The sequence below is a fragment of the Bacillus nitratireducens genome, assembly GCF_036320425.1.
GTDB lineage: Bacteria > Bacillota > Bacilli > Bacillales > Bacillaceae_G > Bacillus_A > Bacillus_A nitratireducens.
The window spans coordinates 89,808-106,444 of sequence record NZ_JAUMJO010000007.1; the positions used below are offsets into that span (position 1 = coordinate 89,808).

At 34.0% G+C, this 16,637-nt stretch carries 12 protein-coding genes; 11 read left to right on the forward strand and 1 reads right to left on the reverse strand.

The genetic code is table 11. The features are described 5' to 3' along the window. Window positions 1-116 precede the first annotated feature (116 nt). The 7 genes from argR to Q3V31_RS23825 all read left to right on the forward strand — a co-directional run bounded on the left by argR (window position 117) and on the right by Q3V31_RS23825 (window position 7,344). Window positions 117-566 carry an arginine repressor gene (gene argR / locus Q3V31_RS23795; protein ID WP_000711835.1) on the forward strand — a complete coding sequence of 150 codons (450 nt, stop codon included), beginning with the start codon at window positions 117-119 and terminating at the stop codon, window positions 564-566. A 269-nt stretch (window positions 567-835) separates the two neighbouring features. Beyond that, complete coding sequence (gene arcA / locus Q3V31_RS23800; RefSeq protein WP_000682327.1) at window positions 836-2,068, forward strand: arginine deiminase; 1,233 nt, start codon at window positions 836-838, stop codon at window positions 2,066-2,068. A gap of 30 nt (window positions 2,069-2,098) precedes the next feature. Further along, window positions 2,099-3,097: an ornithine carbamoyltransferase gene (gene argF / locus Q3V31_RS23805; protein WP_000930304.1), complete on the forward strand. Its 999-nt coding sequence runs from the start codon at window positions 2,099-2,101 to the stop codon at window positions 3,095-3,097. 99 nt (window positions 3,098-3,196) lie between these two features. Beyond that, window positions 3,197-4,612 (forward strand): arginine-ornithine antiporter, encoded by a 1,416-nt coding sequence (gene arcD / locus Q3V31_RS23810; protein WP_000343045.1) that lies wholly within the window; start codon window positions 3,197-3,199, stop codon window positions 4,610-4,612. Between the two features lie 37 nt (window positions 4,613-4,649). Further along, window positions 4,650-5,612, forward strand: a complete 963-nt coding sequence (arcC, locus tag Q3V31_RS23815) for a carbamate kinase (protein ID WP_000113955.1) — start codon at window positions 4,650-4,652, stop codon at window positions 5,610-5,612. 201 nt (window positions 5,613-5,813) lie between these two features. After that, entirely contained in the window at window positions 5,814-6,503 is a 690-nt protein-coding gene (locus Q3V31_RS23820; protein ID WP_001081901.1) for a Crp/Fnr family transcriptional regulator, read from the forward strand. Between the two features lie 157 nt (window positions 6,504-6,660). Then, window positions 6,661-7,344 (forward strand): hypothetical protein, encoded by a 684-nt coding sequence (locus Q3V31_RS23825; protein WP_000251623.1) that lies wholly within the window; start codon window positions 6,661-6,663, stop codon window positions 7,342-7,344. Between the two features lie 122 nt (window positions 7,345-7,466). On the opposite strand, the gene Q3V31_RS23830 is transcribed toward Q3V31_RS23825, so the two are convergent. After that, complete coding sequence (locus Q3V31_RS23830; RefSeq protein WP_090814095.1) at window positions 7,467-8,801, reverse strand: FAD-binding oxidoreductase; 1,335 nt, start codon at window positions 8,799-8,801, stop codon at window positions 7,467-7,469. Between the two features lie 243 nt (window positions 8,802-9,044). Here Q3V31_RS23830 and Q3V31_RS23835 point away from each other — a divergent pair, with 243 nt between their 5' ends. From Q3V31_RS23835 to Q3V31_RS23850, 4 genes are all read left to right on the forward strand, one after another. Then, a complete protein-coding gene (locus Q3V31_RS23835; RefSeq protein WP_016128271.1) occupies window positions 9,045-10,709 on the forward strand; it encodes a glycoside hydrolase family 13 protein in 1,665 nt (554 codons plus the stop codon). Between the two features lie 202 nt (window positions 10,710-10,911). After that, window positions 10,912-12,549, forward strand: coding sequence for a PTS transporter subunit IIBC (locus Q3V31_RS23840; protein ID WP_000705548.1), 1,638 nt, complete (start codon window positions 10,912-10,914; stop codon window positions 12,547-12,549). A 4-nt stretch (window positions 12,550-12,553) separates the two neighbouring features. After that, window positions 12,554-13,345: an endonuclease/exonuclease/phosphatase family protein gene (locus Q3V31_RS23845; RefSeq protein WP_329767369.1), complete on the forward strand. Its 792-nt coding sequence runs from the start codon at window positions 12,554-12,556 to the stop codon at window positions 13,343-13,345. A 305-nt stretch (window positions 13,346-13,650) separates the two neighbouring features. Then, window positions 13,651-16,626 (forward strand): YhgE/Pip domain-containing protein, encoded by a 2,976-nt coding sequence (locus tag Q3V31_RS23850; protein WP_329767370.1) that lies wholly within the window; start codon window positions 13,651-13,653, stop codon window positions 16,624-16,626. Window positions 16,627-16,637 lie beyond the last annotated feature (11 nt).

Here is a 16,637-nt window from a genome sequence, read left to right on the forward strand (position 1 = left end):
CTAGATTTAATATCTAACGTTAAAAAGTATAAACTATGAACGTTTCCGCAACATTCTTTTCTGTCCCTTTCGGATGAAAATTATAGCGAGCTATAATATTAAAAGGGGTGTCTTTTATGAAAAAAGAAAAAAGACAACGATTAATTAAACAATTTGTAAAGGAGTATGAAATAGAGAAGCAAGAAAGATTAGTAGAATTGTTAGCAAAAAAAGATGTATTAGTAACACAAGCTACAGTTTCTCGAGATATTCGTGAGTTAAACTTAACGAAGGTACCTTCTCAAGAAGGATTAATGATATATAAATTTTTCTCAGAAGAGCATTTACAAACTGATATAAAGTTAAAGAAAAAATTACGAGAGGTTGTTGTAAAAATTGATTGTGTAGATCAATTAATGGTTATTAAAACATTACCCGGTAATGCACATGTTATTGGTGTTTTGTTTGATGAGTTAGATTGGAAAGAAAAAATAGGATGTATATGTGGAAATGATACATGCCTTATAATTTCTCAGTCGAAATCAGATAGGGAGATTTTAGAAGAAAGGTTAAATTTAATTATTTAGATGCAAAATCCTGTTTTTAATAAAAATTAAAAACAGGATTTTTGTGTAAATACGGAAGTTAAATATTCAACATATATGCGTAATACATGTATTTTTTTATTGAAAAAGCGGGATGGAGTGTTATAAAAATACAAATTCATATGATTTTAAAAAAATAACTTGTTTAATATTTCACAATGATAATGTGGATGTTTTCACAAAGGTGAAAGCGCGTAGCATTTATTATGTACTTGTAAGACATCAAACATATTTAAAAGGAGGTACAACAAATGAAGCATCCGATACATGTTACTTCAGAAATTGGGGAATTACAAACGGTGTTATTAAAACGACCTGGTAAAGAAGTGGAAAACTTAACGCCAGATTATTTACAACAATTATTATTTGACGATATTCCATACTTACCAATTATTCAAAAAGAGCATGATTATTTTGCACAAACATTACGCAATCGGGGTGTTGAAGTTCTTTATTTAGAAAAACTAGCTGCTGAGGCATTAGTAGATAAAAAACTTCGAGAAGAATTTGTTGATCGTATTTTAGAAGAAGGACAGGCTGACGTAAATGTTGCACATCAAACTTTAAAAGAATATTTACTTTCCTTTTCAAATGAAGAATTAATTCAAAAAATTATGGGTGGTGTACGGAAAAACGAAATTGAAACAAGTAAGAAGACACATTTATACGAATTAATGGAAGATCATTATCCGTTTTACTTAGACCCAATGCCTAATTTATATTTTACTCGTGATCCAGCAGCTAGCGTGGGCGATGGCTTAACGATAAATAAGATGAGAGAACCGGCGCGTAGACGTGAATCATTATTCATGGAGTACATCATTAAATATCATCCAAGATTTGCAAATCACAATGTGCCAGTTTGGCTAGATCGTGATTATAAGTTTCCAATTGAAGGTGGCGATGAGCTAATTTTAAATGAAGAAACAATTGCAATTGGGGTGTCTGCCCGTACGTCAGCTAAAGCAATTGAACGTTTAGCTAAAAACCTTTTTAGCCGACAAAATAAAATTAAGAAAGTGTTAGCAATAGAAATTCCAAAATGCCGAGCATTTATGCATTTAGATACAGTGTTTACAATGGTTGATTATGACAAGTTTACAATTCACCCAGCCATTCAAGGGCCAAAAGGAAATATGAATATTTATATTTTAGAAAAAGGTCCAGATGTGGAAACTCTTAAAATTACACATCGTACTTCTTTAATGGAAGCATTAAAAGAGGTATTAGGTTTAAGTGAATTAGTTCTTATTCCTTGTGGAGGAGGAGATGCAATTGCTTCCGCTCGTGAACAATGGAATGACGGTTCTAATACATTAGCAATTGCGCCAGGTGTAGTTGTTACATATGATCGCAACTATGTATCCAATACTTTATTACGGGAACATGGTATAGAAGTCATTGAGGTGCTAAGTTCGGAATTATCTCGTGGTCGTGGGGGTCCACGTTGCATGAGTATGCCAATTGTTCGTAAAGATATTTAGTATAAATAACGGAGAAAGTAGGGATGAAGTATGTTAATGACTAGACCAAATTTAAAAGGAAGAAGTTTTCTAGCTGAAAAAGATTTTACACAAGAAGAATTATTATATTTTCTAGATTTAGCAGCAGAATTAAAAGAGAAAAAGAAAAACGGTGTCCCACATCATTATTTAGAAGGTAAAAATGTAGCGCTATTATTTGAAAAAACCTCTACTCGTACGCGATGTGCATTTACAGTAGCATGTACAGATTTGGGGGCGAACCCTGAATATTTAGGGAAAGGTGATATTCAGCTTGGGAAAAAAGAATCCGTAGAGGATACAGCAAAAGTGTTAGGACGCATGTTTGACGGAATTGAGTTTCGTGGATTTAATCATGAAACTGTAGAATCTTTAGCACAAAATTCTGGTGTGCCGGTTTGGAATGGATTAACAGATATGTGGCATCCAACACAAACACTGGCAGATTTATTAACAATTAGAGAACATGTAGGGAAATTAAAAAATGTGAAGCTCGTTTACGTTGGAGATGGACGAAATAATGTTGCTAATAGCTTACTAGTTGGTGGAGCGATCGTTGGAATGGATGTACGTATTTGTACACCTGAATCTTTATGGCCAGAGCAAGAAGTAATTGATTTAGCAAAAAAATATAATGAACAGGTAATGATAACAAGTAATGTGGAAGAAGCTGTTGCGAATGCAGATGTAATTTATACAGATGTATGGGTGTCTATGGGTGAGGAAGAAAAATTTGCTGAACGTGTCGAGTTATTGAAACCTTATCAAGTAAATATGAAAATGATTAAAGAAACAGGAAATGAAAATGTGATTTTCTTACATTGTTTACCCGCATTCCATGATGTTGAAACGATGTATGGTGAGGAAGTTTATGAGAAATATGGGTTGAGGGAAATGGAGGTAACTGACGAAGTATTCCGCAGTAAACATTCAAAAGTATTTGATCAGGCTGAAAATAGAATGCATACAATTAAAGCGGTTATGGCAGCTACTTTAGGAAACATGGAGTAAAGAAGAAAGGGAGTCTTCCTTTCTTCTTTCTCCTCCTTTAGACACTATCATTCACTATGGCTTTCGTATTGTTATTGCAATTAAAGAGAGGTGAGTGGAATGGATGAAGATAAGAAATTAGGGTTGTTTACATTAACGGCGCTTGTAGTGGGGTCTATGATTGGCGGTGGAGCATTTAATTTAGCAAGTGATATGGCAAAAGGTGCTGGTGCTGGAGCCATTATTATTGGTTGGGTTATAACAGGAATTGGGATGATCGCGCTTGGATTATCTTTTCAAAATCTAACTGTAAAACGGCCAGATTTAGATGGCGGTATTTTTAGCTATGCAAAAGCAGGATTTGGTAATTTTATGGGGTTTAATAGTGCGTGGGGATATTGGCTATCTGCCTGGCTTGGTAATGTAGCTTACGGTACATTATTGTTTTCTTCATTAGGGTATTTCTTCCCAATCTTTGAAGGCGGTCAAAATGTAGCATCCATTATTGGTGCAAGCGTATTATTATGGTGTGTTCACATGTTAATTTTACGTGGAGTTCAATCAGCAGCACTTGTGAATTTAGTAACTACAATCGCAAAATTAGTACCTGTATTTGTATTTATTGTTATAGGAATCTTCGCGTTTCATATTGATACGTTTCTAGATGGATTTTGGGGGCAAACTGGTTCTTTTTCATGGGGAGCGGTTGGCAGCCAAGTTAAAAGTACAATGCTTGTAACTTTATGGGTGTTTATTGGGGTAGAAGGGGCTGTTGTTTTATCTAGTCGAGCAAAAAATAGAAGTGATGTAGGGAAAGCAACGGTTATTGGCTTAATTGGTACACTCATCATTTACATTTTAATTACATTACTGTCTCTTGGACTTATGCAGCAAGCAGATATTGCTAATTTGAAAAATCCGTCTATGGCTTATTTATTTGAAAGTGTTGTTGGAAAATGGGGGGCTATCTTTATTAATTTAGGTTTAGTCATCTCTGTATTAGGTGCTTGGTTAGGCTGGACTTTACTCGCATCTGAAATTCCATATTTGGCAGCTAAAGACGGAGTGTTTCCAAAATGGTTTGCAAAAGAAAATAAAAATAAGGCCCCAATAAATTCATTATGGATAACAAATGGCTTAATTCAAATGTTCTTATTAACATTCGTCGTTTCCGATCAGGCGTATAACTTTGCATTCTCTTTAGCATCTTCAGCTATTTTAATCCCATATGCTTTTTCAGCATTTTATCAACTGAAGCATAGCTTAAAGTCTGAAGAAGTGGATCGAAATAAAAATATAATAATTGGTTTGATAGCAAGTATTTATGGTGTGTGGTTAGTTTATGCAGCTGGTTTAGAGTATTTATTATTAACAATGACTTTATATGCGCCAGGTATTTTTATTTTTTACAATGTTCAAAAGCAAAAGAGTTCGAAGCAAATATTTACTCGAGTGGAATTAGCATCATCGGTAGCAATTGGTGCTTTAGCATTCTTTGCGATTTATGGATTAATTACAGGCAGTATTACTTTATAAAGCGCTGTGAAAGCGAAATTAACTGGAGGGCTGAAATATGGCACGAAGAAAAATTGTAGTTGCACTAGGGGGAAATGCGATACAGTCTGGAAAAGCTACTGCAGGGGCACAGCAAGAAGCATTAGAAAAAACAGCGGAACAACTTGTGAAAATAATGGAAAATGATGTAGATATAGTAATTGCGCACGGAAATGGCCCGCAAGTGGGGAATATTTTATTACAGCAAAAAGCTGCAGAAACGGAAAAGACACCTGCAATGCCATTAGATACTTGTGGTGCAATGAGCCAAGGGATGATTGGATATTGGATGGAAAATGCGATTGAAAAGGCACTGAAAAAACGGAATATAAAAAAAGACGTAGCAACGGTTATAACACGCGTTGTCGTGGATGAAAAAGATGAGGCATTTAAAAATCCAACTAAACCAATTGGTCCTTTTTATACGGAAGAAGAAGCAAGAAGATTAATGGAAGAAACAAAAGCAGTGTTTAAAGAGGATGCTGGCAGAGGGTGGAGACGTGTTGTTCCATCACCGAAGCCTGTAAGTATTCATGAGCATAAAGTAATTAATTCTTTAGTTGAGGATGGAAATATAGTGATAGCTGTTGGTGGTGGTGGAATTCCAGTAATTGATTCCGAAGAAGGGTTAAAAGGAACTGAAGCGGTTATCGATAAAGATTTTGCTGCGCAGAAATTAGCTGAATTAGTAGATGCTGATACGCTCGTAATTTTAACTGCAGTTGATCATGTGTATGTAGATTATAATCAACTGAATCAAAAGAAATTAGAGCATGTCACAGTGAATCAATTAGAAGAATACATTGAGGAAAAACAATTTGCTGCGGGAAGTATGCTTCCAAAAATTGAAGCTGCTATTAATTTTGTTAATACAAATCCAAAAAGAAAAACAATTATTACGTCTTTAGAAAAAGTATATGAAGCACTAGAAGAAAAAGCTGGTACTATTATTTCTAAACAGAATGTATGCATGTATGTTTAAATAATTGTGTGCGCTATTTATTAGTAAAAAAAGAATGAAGTTAGTAACTTCATTCTTTTTATTTATTAATATTTTTTGTACTCATTGTTCATAAAGTTTTCATGATGAAATCTTAATATATAAGTTAATTATGATAAAATTTAATTTGAATACGCTTTCTTGATTTTTCGCTCCAACATACAGCAAGAGAGAGGGAATTTTATGAATAGACGGAACGTAGTTAAAGACTTAAAACAATTTGAATTATTTGCTCATTTAACAGAAAAGAAATTGAAAGGTTTGGCGGAGTTTGTCTATTGGCGAACTTATAAAAAGGGTCAATTTTTATTTTTAGAAGGGGATTCAAGAGAAAGAATTTACTTCATGTTAGATGGTTTTGTAAAGTTAGAGCGGGTAAATCAAAGTGGAAATTTATTATATGATGACTATGTAAAGCGGTATTCTATTTTTCCTTATGGTGGTATGTTTACAGACAGAGGATATAACTATACGGCAGAAGCGATGACAGATGTAGAGGTATATTATATTCCGACAGTAATTTTCGAAGATATGGTGAAATCTAGTAGGACGCAATTAATGTACGTTGTTCAGCAATTATCATCAATATTAAAACTAAACGAAAATCGAGTGCAAAATATTACAATTCCTAATGCACAAGATCGAGTCATTCAAACATTAAATTATTTAATGCAAGATTTAGGAGAACAGAGTGGCGAAACGATTGTAATTTCATGCCCACTTACAACAATTGAAATATCAAAAATATCTGGGACGTCCCGAGAGACGGTTAGCGGCGTATTAAAACAATTAAAAAACGATAGTATTGTTACAATTCTGGATAAAAAAATTACAATACATAATCCAACATATTTTGAGGAGATCTCTATGTGAAAATTGCATATTGATTTTCTAATTCATATTGCATATTAATAAGGTTCTTTATATATTTATAAGGAACTTTTTTACGTTATCCTCTATAAAATGATTGTATATTATGGTAATAATAGCTAAAATCGATAATAAAAAAGCAAAGGGAAGGAGAGAAGGAATGGTTCGAATTGAGTATGATCGATTAGTAGCTATTTGTTACAGTATAGGGGTTTTGTTATTATTAAAAATTCCAAACGATAATGAATTAATTGGGGAAAAACTATTCAATTTCTATAAGGTTCCGGTATATACATATATTTATATGGGTTATAAAGTTTCAAATATATTAATTGTTTCTTTCGTACTACATATAATCGCATTTATATTATTTGTAAAATGGCTAGTGAAAAAGAAATCTAGTACATTTAGAACAATGAATAAGGTAAAGGTAGTAGGCATTAGTATTTTGATTTTAATGATGCCGTTTATTTTAAATAACATCCTCCATACATTGAATAAAACATGGTACTACGCAGGAAAAACAGGAGTAGAGGCGATAGAATATAAAAAAGAAGATAGCCAGTGTAGAATGGAGAAAAATGGAGAGGGTATCGAACAAAAATGCATTGTGACTTTAAAAAATTATCGTAATCATTCACAGGCATTAAAAGTTGTTTTATATGATAATGCAAACGAGAATTCAAAAGGTTATCCAGTACCGAAACCAGTCTATTTACAAAAACATGAGACAAAACAATTCGAATTTCAAATTCCTGTTGCTTATAATAGCGGTATTGAAAAAGATAAAGTACCAAATATTAAATTACATTCATTGCATAAAAATGATGAGAAACACAATTAATCCGTAATTGAAAGTTTATGAGTAGGAGCAATAATTTGAAAAGATATAGAAAATCAACTTGAATCATCCAACATACTGTGAGGTAACGGCATATTGGATGATTTTTTATTTTATCCCCTTTTTTACGTATGAAAGGGTGGGATACTTTGTTGAAAGCGAAAAACATTACAAGGGTCATATGTTGTCTTCACTTTACGTAATCTTTGAAAGTTAGGGCCATAATAACTAGTTTGCCAATTTTTAATGTCGATATCGGGCCAATTGACATAGTCACCTAGTGTATAAGGATCTAAGCTTTCTCGTAAATCTTTAACCCAGTGTATATTGCGATTTTCTTCATCATCGCATTTCCAAGAGGTAATGTATTCTTGCGCAATAATTGCTTTACGATGGAAATAAGCTGTTTCAGTAGGGGGGATATTTTCAACAGCACCTACAAGCGATTGGTGCCAAATACTCGCATCTTTATTTGGAGCATGAGAAAGAAAATGTTGCATGATTTGAATTCCTTTAAGGGAAATAGGTTTATATACGTAGGAACCGGAGCGCTTGAAGTTTTCAGGGATGTTACCACTGTTAAAAAATTCAACAGCCTTTATATAAGGAACTTCATCTATGAAGAGAGAGGGGGTACCAGTTTCAAGAAGAGGAGATAATAAGGAATGGAGTTCAGAGGGAGAGCCAACAAACTCACCTTGTGCTTCAATTTTATTTCGTTGCTTTGCGAATAATTCAATTGATGAAGTGAGACGTTCGTCTATATAAGGCGCCCAATTTTGCCAAGCTTGAAATGCAGCGATAAAATCTTCCCATTCCCATGTAATTGAGAAGATTGATACATTTTTTATAGGATGTACTCGAAAAGTTAAAGAAGTAACAATTCCGAAGTTTCCACCACCACCACCGCGGCACGCCCAAAACAAGTTAGGGTTTTTTTGTTCGTTTGCACGAATGATTTTTGCGCCAAATTTACCGCACGCTTGTACCATTTCAACTTCTACTAATTGATCACATGTTAATCCAAATAAGCGTGAAAGCATACCGATACCACCGCCAAGTGTTAATCCAACGATTCCAACACTTGCACTTGTACCAGCCGGTATTGTAACACCATAATTCCAAAGCTCTTTATAAACAGTGCCAAGATTTGCACCAGCTTCAATTGTTGCTGTTAATTTATCTGTATTAACAGTAATGCGATGCATTTCACTCACATCAATAATAAGTCCTTTATTTAAAAGAGAAAAATTTTCATAGCTATGACGTCCGCTTCTTAAGCGAAATGGTATATGACGTTCACGAGCCCATTTTAATGCGTTACACACATCATTTTTATTTTGGCAAAAAACAATAATACAAGGGAGTTTTGGAATACTTAAATTTAAATTCATTCGGGCCACGTCATAGTCAGGATCTGAAGGTACGACGACACGACCGGTTAATTTTGTATGTTTCAATTTATAGCTCCTTCCTAAAATAATTCAGGCTTTTTATTAATATATGAAAAAGGTCTGTAATACGCGTGGACAAGGAGAGGAGAAGAATGAGATTTGCCTTGGCGAGAAATAAATAAAGCATAAGAATAAGGAATCTACATAGAGTTCAATGAAAACAGTTGCAAACTATTCATATTTTGTTATGATAGTGTTACGAAAACGTTTGCATAAAATTCCGATGGGATGCAAAAGGAGAGAATTAGTATGAATAAGACATGGTGGAAAGAAGCAGTTGCTTATCAAATTTATCCACGAAGCTTTATGGATTCAAATGGTGATGGTATTGGAGATTTACAAGGTATTATTGCAAAGCTGGATTATTTAAAAGATTTAGGTATAGATGTAATTTGGATTTGTCCAATGTATAAGTCGCCTAATGATGATAATGGTTATGATATTAGTGATTATCAAGATATTATGGATGAGTTTGGTACAATGGCAGATTTTGATGCTTTACTAGATGAAGTTCATAAGCGTGACATGAAGCTTATTATTGATTTAGTTATTAATCATACGAGTGATGAACATCCATGGTTTATTGAATCTCGTTCATCTAAAGACAATCCGAAGCGTGATTGGTACATTTGGCATGATGGTAAAGATGGTGCGGAACCAAACAACTGGGAAAGTATTTTTAATGGTTCGGCATGGGAGTATGATGAAGTAACAGAACAATATTATTTACATTTATTCTCACGTAAACAACCAGATTTAAACTGGGAGAATAAAGAAGTTCGTGAAGTGTTATACGATACAGTTAATTGGTGGCTTGATAAAGGGATTGATGGTTTCCGTGTTGATGCAATTAGCCATATTAAAAAAGAAGATGGCCTCAAGGATATGCCAAATCCAAAAGAATTAAAATATGTACCATCTTTTGATAAACATATGAATGTGGACGGTATTCAACCTTTATTAGAAGAGTTAAAAGAAAACACATTCTCTAAGTACGATATTATGACTGTTGGTGAAGCAAATGGCGTTAAGATTGAAGATGCTGAGCTTTGGGTTGGAGAAGAACAAGGTAAATTCAATATGGTATTCCAGTTTGAACATTTAAGCTTATGGGATGCAGAAAAGAAGAAAGACCTTGATGTTATAGGATTGAAAAAAGTATTAACGAAATGGCAAAAAGGATTAGAAAATAAAGGATGGAACGCTTTATACATCGAGAATCACGATAAGCCACGTATCGTTTCAACGTGGGGAGATGATAAACAATATTGGCGTGAAAGTGCAACAGCTCTAGGAGCGATGTATTTCTTTATGCATGGTACACCGTTTATTTATCAAGGACAAGAAATTGGTATGACAAATGTTCAGTTACCAAATATTGAAGATTACGATGATGTAGCAATTAAAAATTTATATCGAGAGAAAATTGCAGAAGGCGTATCACATCAAGATATGATGGAAATTATATGGGCTTCTTGCCGTGATAATTCACGTACACCTATGCAGTGGAACGATGAGATGAATGCTGGTTTCACAACAAGTGCACCTTGGTTTGGCATGAATCCAAATTACAAAGAAATTAATGTTGAAAAGCAAAAAAATGACGAAAAGTCTATTTTCAATTTCTATAAGAAAATGATCGCCTTGAAAAAAGAGCACGATGTATTGAATTATGGTACGTACGATTTACTTTTAGAGGACGATCCACAAATTTATGCGTATACACGTACGTTACAGGATGAAAAAGTCATTGTAATTAGTAATATCTCAAAAGAGGAAGCTGTGTATAATGAGGGTTCATTTGCACTAGAACGCAAACGTTTGCTTTTAAATAACTATGAAGTTGCGGAAAATGAACAAGTAACTTCAATCACGTTAAAACCTTATGAAACAAGGGTTTATCGCATTTCATAATAAAAAAGGATGCTCTTAGAGCATCTTTTTTTATGAAAAAAAATAAATTTCTATTGCAAAGTGAAAACGCTTTTATTAAAATAGATTTATGAAAACGGTTGCGTAAAGAGAAAAAAGTAACATAAGGAATCGTTTTCATAAGAGAAACAGAAATTATAATTTAAATCATTATTTTGTTATAAATAAAGGGGAGGAAGAACAGATGAAAATTACGTCTTTTGATTTTTGGCAAAAGTTCGGGAAAGCATTATTAGTTGTTGTAGCTGTAATGCCAGCAGCTGGTTTAATGATTTCTATCGGTAAGTTAATTGGGATGTCTGCTGGGGATATTAACGCAGTTCATACAATCGCTCGCGTAATGGAAGACATCGGTTGGGCAATCATTACAAATCTACACATCTTATTCGCAGTAGCAATTGGGGGATCTTGGGCGAAGGATCGCGCAGGTGGTGCATTTGCAGCACTGTTAGCATTCGTCTTAACAAACAGAATTACAGGAGCTATATTTGGCGTAAACGCTGAAATGTTAGCGGATTCAAAAGCGACAGTTTCTTCAGTATTAGCAGGAGATTTAGTTGTAAAAGATTACTTTACTTCTGTACTTGGTGCGCCAGCATTAAACATGGGAGTTTTCGTAGGGATTATCACAGGTTTCTTAGGAGCTACTCTATATAACAAATATTATAACTATAATAAACTGCCACAGGCATTAGCATTCTTTAATGGAAAACGATTCGTACCATTCGTTGTAATTGTTTGGTCTACAGTCACTGCAATTGTATTATCACTTTTATGGCCGTTCATCCAAAGTGGATTAAATGAATTCGGTCGCTGGATTGCAGCATCTAAAGATAGTGCGCCAGTTGTTGCACCGTTCGTATATGGAACGTTAGAGCGTTTATTATTACCATTTGGATTACATCATATGTTAACGATTCCGATGAACTACACAGAGCTAGGCGGAACATATACGATGTTGACTGGCTCAAAAGTTGGACAAATTGTAGCAGGACAAGATCCATTATGGCTTGCATGGATTACAGACTTAAATAATTTACTAGCAAATGGAGATACGAAAGCATATAACGATTTATTAAATAACGTTGTACCAGCTCGTTTCAAAGCTGGACAAGTTATCGGCTCAACAGCAGCGTTAATGGGGATTGCGTTTGCGATGTTCCGTAATGTTGATAAAGAAAAACGTGCAAAGTATAAACCAATGTTCTTATCAGCAGCATTAGCAGTATTCTTAACAGGTGTAACAGAGCCAATCGAATTCATGTTCATGTTTATTGCTCCAGTATTATATGTTGTATATGCAATTACAACAGGGCTTGCATTCGCATTAGCAGATTTAATTAACTTACGTGTTCACGCATTCGGATTTATTGAGTTAATTACTCGTACACCAATGATGGTTAACGCAGGTTTAACAAGAGATTTAATCAATTTCGTTATCGTTTCATTAGTGTTCTTCGGTCTTAACTTTACATTATTCAACTTCTTAATTAAAAAGTTCAATTTACCAACACCAGGTCGTGCGGGTAACTATATTGATAATGAAGATGAGGCATCAGAAGGAACAGGAAATGTACAAGATGGTTCATTAGCAACAAAAGTTATCGATTTATTAGGTGGAAAAGAAAATATTGCTGACGTGGATGCTTGTATGACACGTTTACGTGTAACAGTAAAAGATTTAGATGTTGTTGCACCAGAAGCACAATGGAAACAAAATGGTGCTTTAGGACTTATCGTAAAAGATAAAGGTGTACAAGCAGTATATGGCCCGAAAGCTGACGTATTAAAGTCAGACATTCAAGATATGTTAGGTGCGTAATAATATGAAATTGCTAACTTTAAATTGTCACTCTTGGCAAGAAGAGAATCAAATTGAAAAAATAAAGTATCTTGCTAAAGTAATTCAAGAAGAAGATTATGATGTGATCGCATTGCAAGAAGTAAGTCAGTCTATACAAGCTGAAAATGTATGCGGTAACAAGAAAAAAGATAATTTTGGACTTTTACTGCTAGAAGAGTTAAGAGCATTAAATGTAAAAGCATACAATATTATTTGGGATTTCTCTCATATTGGATATGATGTGTACGAGGAAGGATTAGCAATTATAACAAAGCACAACATTGTAAAGGAAGATACGTTCTTTATCTCAGAAAATAAGGATACAACGTATTGGAAAACACGCAAAATTGTAAGTGCAACAATTGCTTATAATGATAAGAATATAACGTTTTATTCTTGCCATCTTGGCTGGTGGAATGATGAAGAAGAATCATTCAAGGACCAAGTTGATCGTTTAATGGAGCGTGTAAATAGTAATGAACTTTCCTTCTTAATGGGTGATTTTAATAACAATGCTCGTTTGGAAGGAGAGGGTTATGAGTATATGATGCAAAAAGGTTTATATGACACATATGAACTAGCGATAGAGAAGGATGAAGGAACAACTGTCCGAGGTGAAATTGCTGGTTGGGATGAAAATAAACATAATTTGCGAATCGATTTAATATTGTGTAACCAAAGTAAAACAGTTCATTCTTCAAAAGTTATTTTTAATGGCACAAACCGAAATGTAATTTCAGATCATTTCGGTGTAGAGATGCAATTAGACATATAATAGAAGAAATCCTCACAGATTATAAAAAGCTGTGAGGATTTTTTTAGGAATACAAGTATTTCCAAGAGAAAATACTTGTATTTTTTATGACATTTCCTATATATTTGTTATTATTGAATGTAAAACTAATTTGGTCATTTTGTATGCATACTTTTTTCACTTCGTTATATAATGAAGTAAGTGAAATATTTAATGGGAAAAATAGTATGTTTTCGTTTAATCCACGATGTAGAAAGTGATATAATTGCAAAATGCATGTATCATTTTCTAAAGAAGGAAAAATATATAATTAGGTGATAACTTTTATGAAACAAATTTGGCGTATTTATAAGACAGATTTACGGAATGTAGCCAAACATTGGGCTGCAATTGTTATTGTTTTAGGGTTAATGATTTTACCATCGTTATATGCTTGGTTTAACATTAAAGCTTCTTGGGATCCTTACGGAAATACGAAGGGAATCCAGATTGCAGTTTCTAACCAAGATGTTGGATCAAATTTAAGAGGGAAAGATATTAACATCGGGGAAGAAATTGTAGATTCACTTAAGAAGGACAAAAATTTCGGGTGGAAGTTTGTTGATGAAAAGCAAGCAATTTATGGAGTAGAGCGTGGAGATTATTCCGCAAGTATTACTATTCCAAAAGATTTTTCTGAAAAGATTGCAACGGTCTTGAATGAAAATCCACAGAAACCGGAAATTGATTACTATGTAAATGAAAAGGTGAATGCCATTGCACCGAAGATTACAGCTAAAGGTGCATCGGGTCTTACAGAAGAGGTTAGTAAAAACTTTGTTAAAACAGCAAACGGTGAGATTTTTAAAATCTTCAATGACCTTGGAATCGATTTAGAAACTAACTTACCGAGTATTGAGAAGGTCAAGGATCTTGTCTTTAAGTTAGAAGCACAATTCCCAGAAATGAATACACTTGTGGATAAGGCATTAGATGATGCGACTCGAGCAGAAGATGTTGTAAAAGTAGCGCAAAAAGAGTTGCCAGTTGTAGAAAATGTTATGAATGATGGGCAAGAAGCGTTAGGGAATTTAGATAAATTCTTTGCGAGAAATGATGAAACATTGAAACGTGCTCCAGGGACTATTAAGAATAACTTAATTGTAATGCAACAAGGTTTAGATAGTGCGGCAGCAATTACGGATTTCTTAAAAAATCCATCATTTGATTCTAATCTGACACTTCCAGATCCGGCTAAATTCCCAGTGTTGCCTAATATAACTATTCCGCACGTACCACAAATACCAGAAATTCCAGCGTTACCGCAAGTGAATGGTGAGGGGTATAAAAATATTGCTAAAAATATTGATCAAACTGTAAATAATGTTTTTAGTTCGATACGTGTCGGAACAACTTATGCACAAGGTGTTATAAACGGGTTGCAAAATGGTAATCTTGATCCGGAAAAAGCGAAACAAGATCTTAATAAGGTTTCTGAGACGCTGCAAGGTCGAGCAGATAGTGTTTCATATGTAATTGATGTCTTTACTAAATTTAAAGAGTCTGCATCAACTGATTTTGGAAAAGAATTCTTCCAAAAGAGAATAGAAAAATTAACAAACCTTAAATCAGCTATTGAAAATGCAAATGGTGGCGTTAAAGATATTGCCAATATTATTGGTACAGGGCAAGAAGTGAAACAAGATGTAAGAGACGCTACTAATAAAAAGTTAGATGCAATAAATAACTTGGTAAACCAAGCAGAAGCAGATTATAATGCTACGTTTGTAGCAGATTTCGAAAAAGCAGTAAGCACAGCTGAGCAATTGAAAAACACAGCTGAAAATGTAAAAGAAGACGCTCAGCAGTTAAGAGGGAATTTAAATCAAGATATAAAAGCAGCAAATGATTTAGTAAACCAAACAAATGAAGCATTAGACAATGGTAGAGAAAAATATGATAAGGCTGTAAATGATTACAGCAGATTAAAAACGGAGCTTGAAAAAGCAAGAGAAGACTTAAGTAACAAAGGTGTTAATGGATTAGATTCTACAAAAGTAGCCTTAAATGATGTAAATGGACAGTTCAAAGCAGGATGGAATTTAGTTAATGATATGATTCCGGTTATGGAAAGTACAAATAAAGTTTTGGGCGATGTGAATAGTGATAAAAATCTTAATGGCACAATTGCTAAGTTAAATAAAATAAAAGATGGTTTTCAAAAAGGAATCGATTTAACTGATAAAGGAATTGACGCTATTAATAAAGGTCAAAAACCAGCAGCAGATGTTATTGAAAGTATTAATCAAGTGTCTAAAAATGTTTCGGGCCAAATTGGTGACATCTTAGCTAAATATGATTCAGAAATCGTTCCAAACTTTAACGCAGCAATTGCTCGTACAAAAGAGATGTCTAAAAATACATCTCAAATTTTAGGCGAGGCAGATAAGAAGCTTCCAGATGTGAAAAAATTACTTGAAGATTCATCAAAAGGCTTAGTAGATGGTCAAAAGAAAATTGCAGATATTAAAGCTGAAATGCCAGCTACTGAGAAAAAGATTAAAGAATTAGCAGATAAAATTCGTGATTTTGAATCAGAAGAGGATATAAAAGACATCATACGCTTATTAAAGAATGATGTTGAAAAGCAAAGTGATTACTTCGCGAATCCAGTAAATTTAAAAGAGAATAAATTATTTGCAATGCCGAACTACGGTTCAGCAATGTCACCATTCTATACAGTGCTTGCATTATGGGTAGGCGCATTATTAATGGTTTCATTATTAACGGTAGAAGTACATGAAGAGGGCGCGAATTATAAGAGCCATGAAGTTTACTTCGGACGTTTATTAACATTCTTAACGATAGGTCTTTCACAAGCGTTTATCGTATCAATGGGAGATATATTCTTACTCGGTACGTACGTAGTCGATAAGTTCTGGTTTGTGTTATTTAGTTTATTTATCGGTGGAGTCTTTGTTTGTATCGTATACTCACTCGTTTCTATTTTCGGAAACGTTGGGAAATCGATGGCGATTATTTTACTTGTACTACAAGTAGCAGGATCGGGTGGTACGTTCCCAATTCAAATGACACCACCATTCTTCCAAGCGATTTATCCGTTCTTACCATTCACATATGCAATTAGTGCAATTCGTGAAACAGTAGGTGGAATGCTTTGGGATATAGTAATAAGAGATTTACTTGTGTTAAGTGTTTTCGTAGTAGTTATGATTATTGCTGCGTTATTACTGAAAACACCAATTAACAAATCGAGTGAAAAGTTTGTTGAGAACGCAAAAGGAAGTAAAATTATTCATTAAAAATAAAAGGT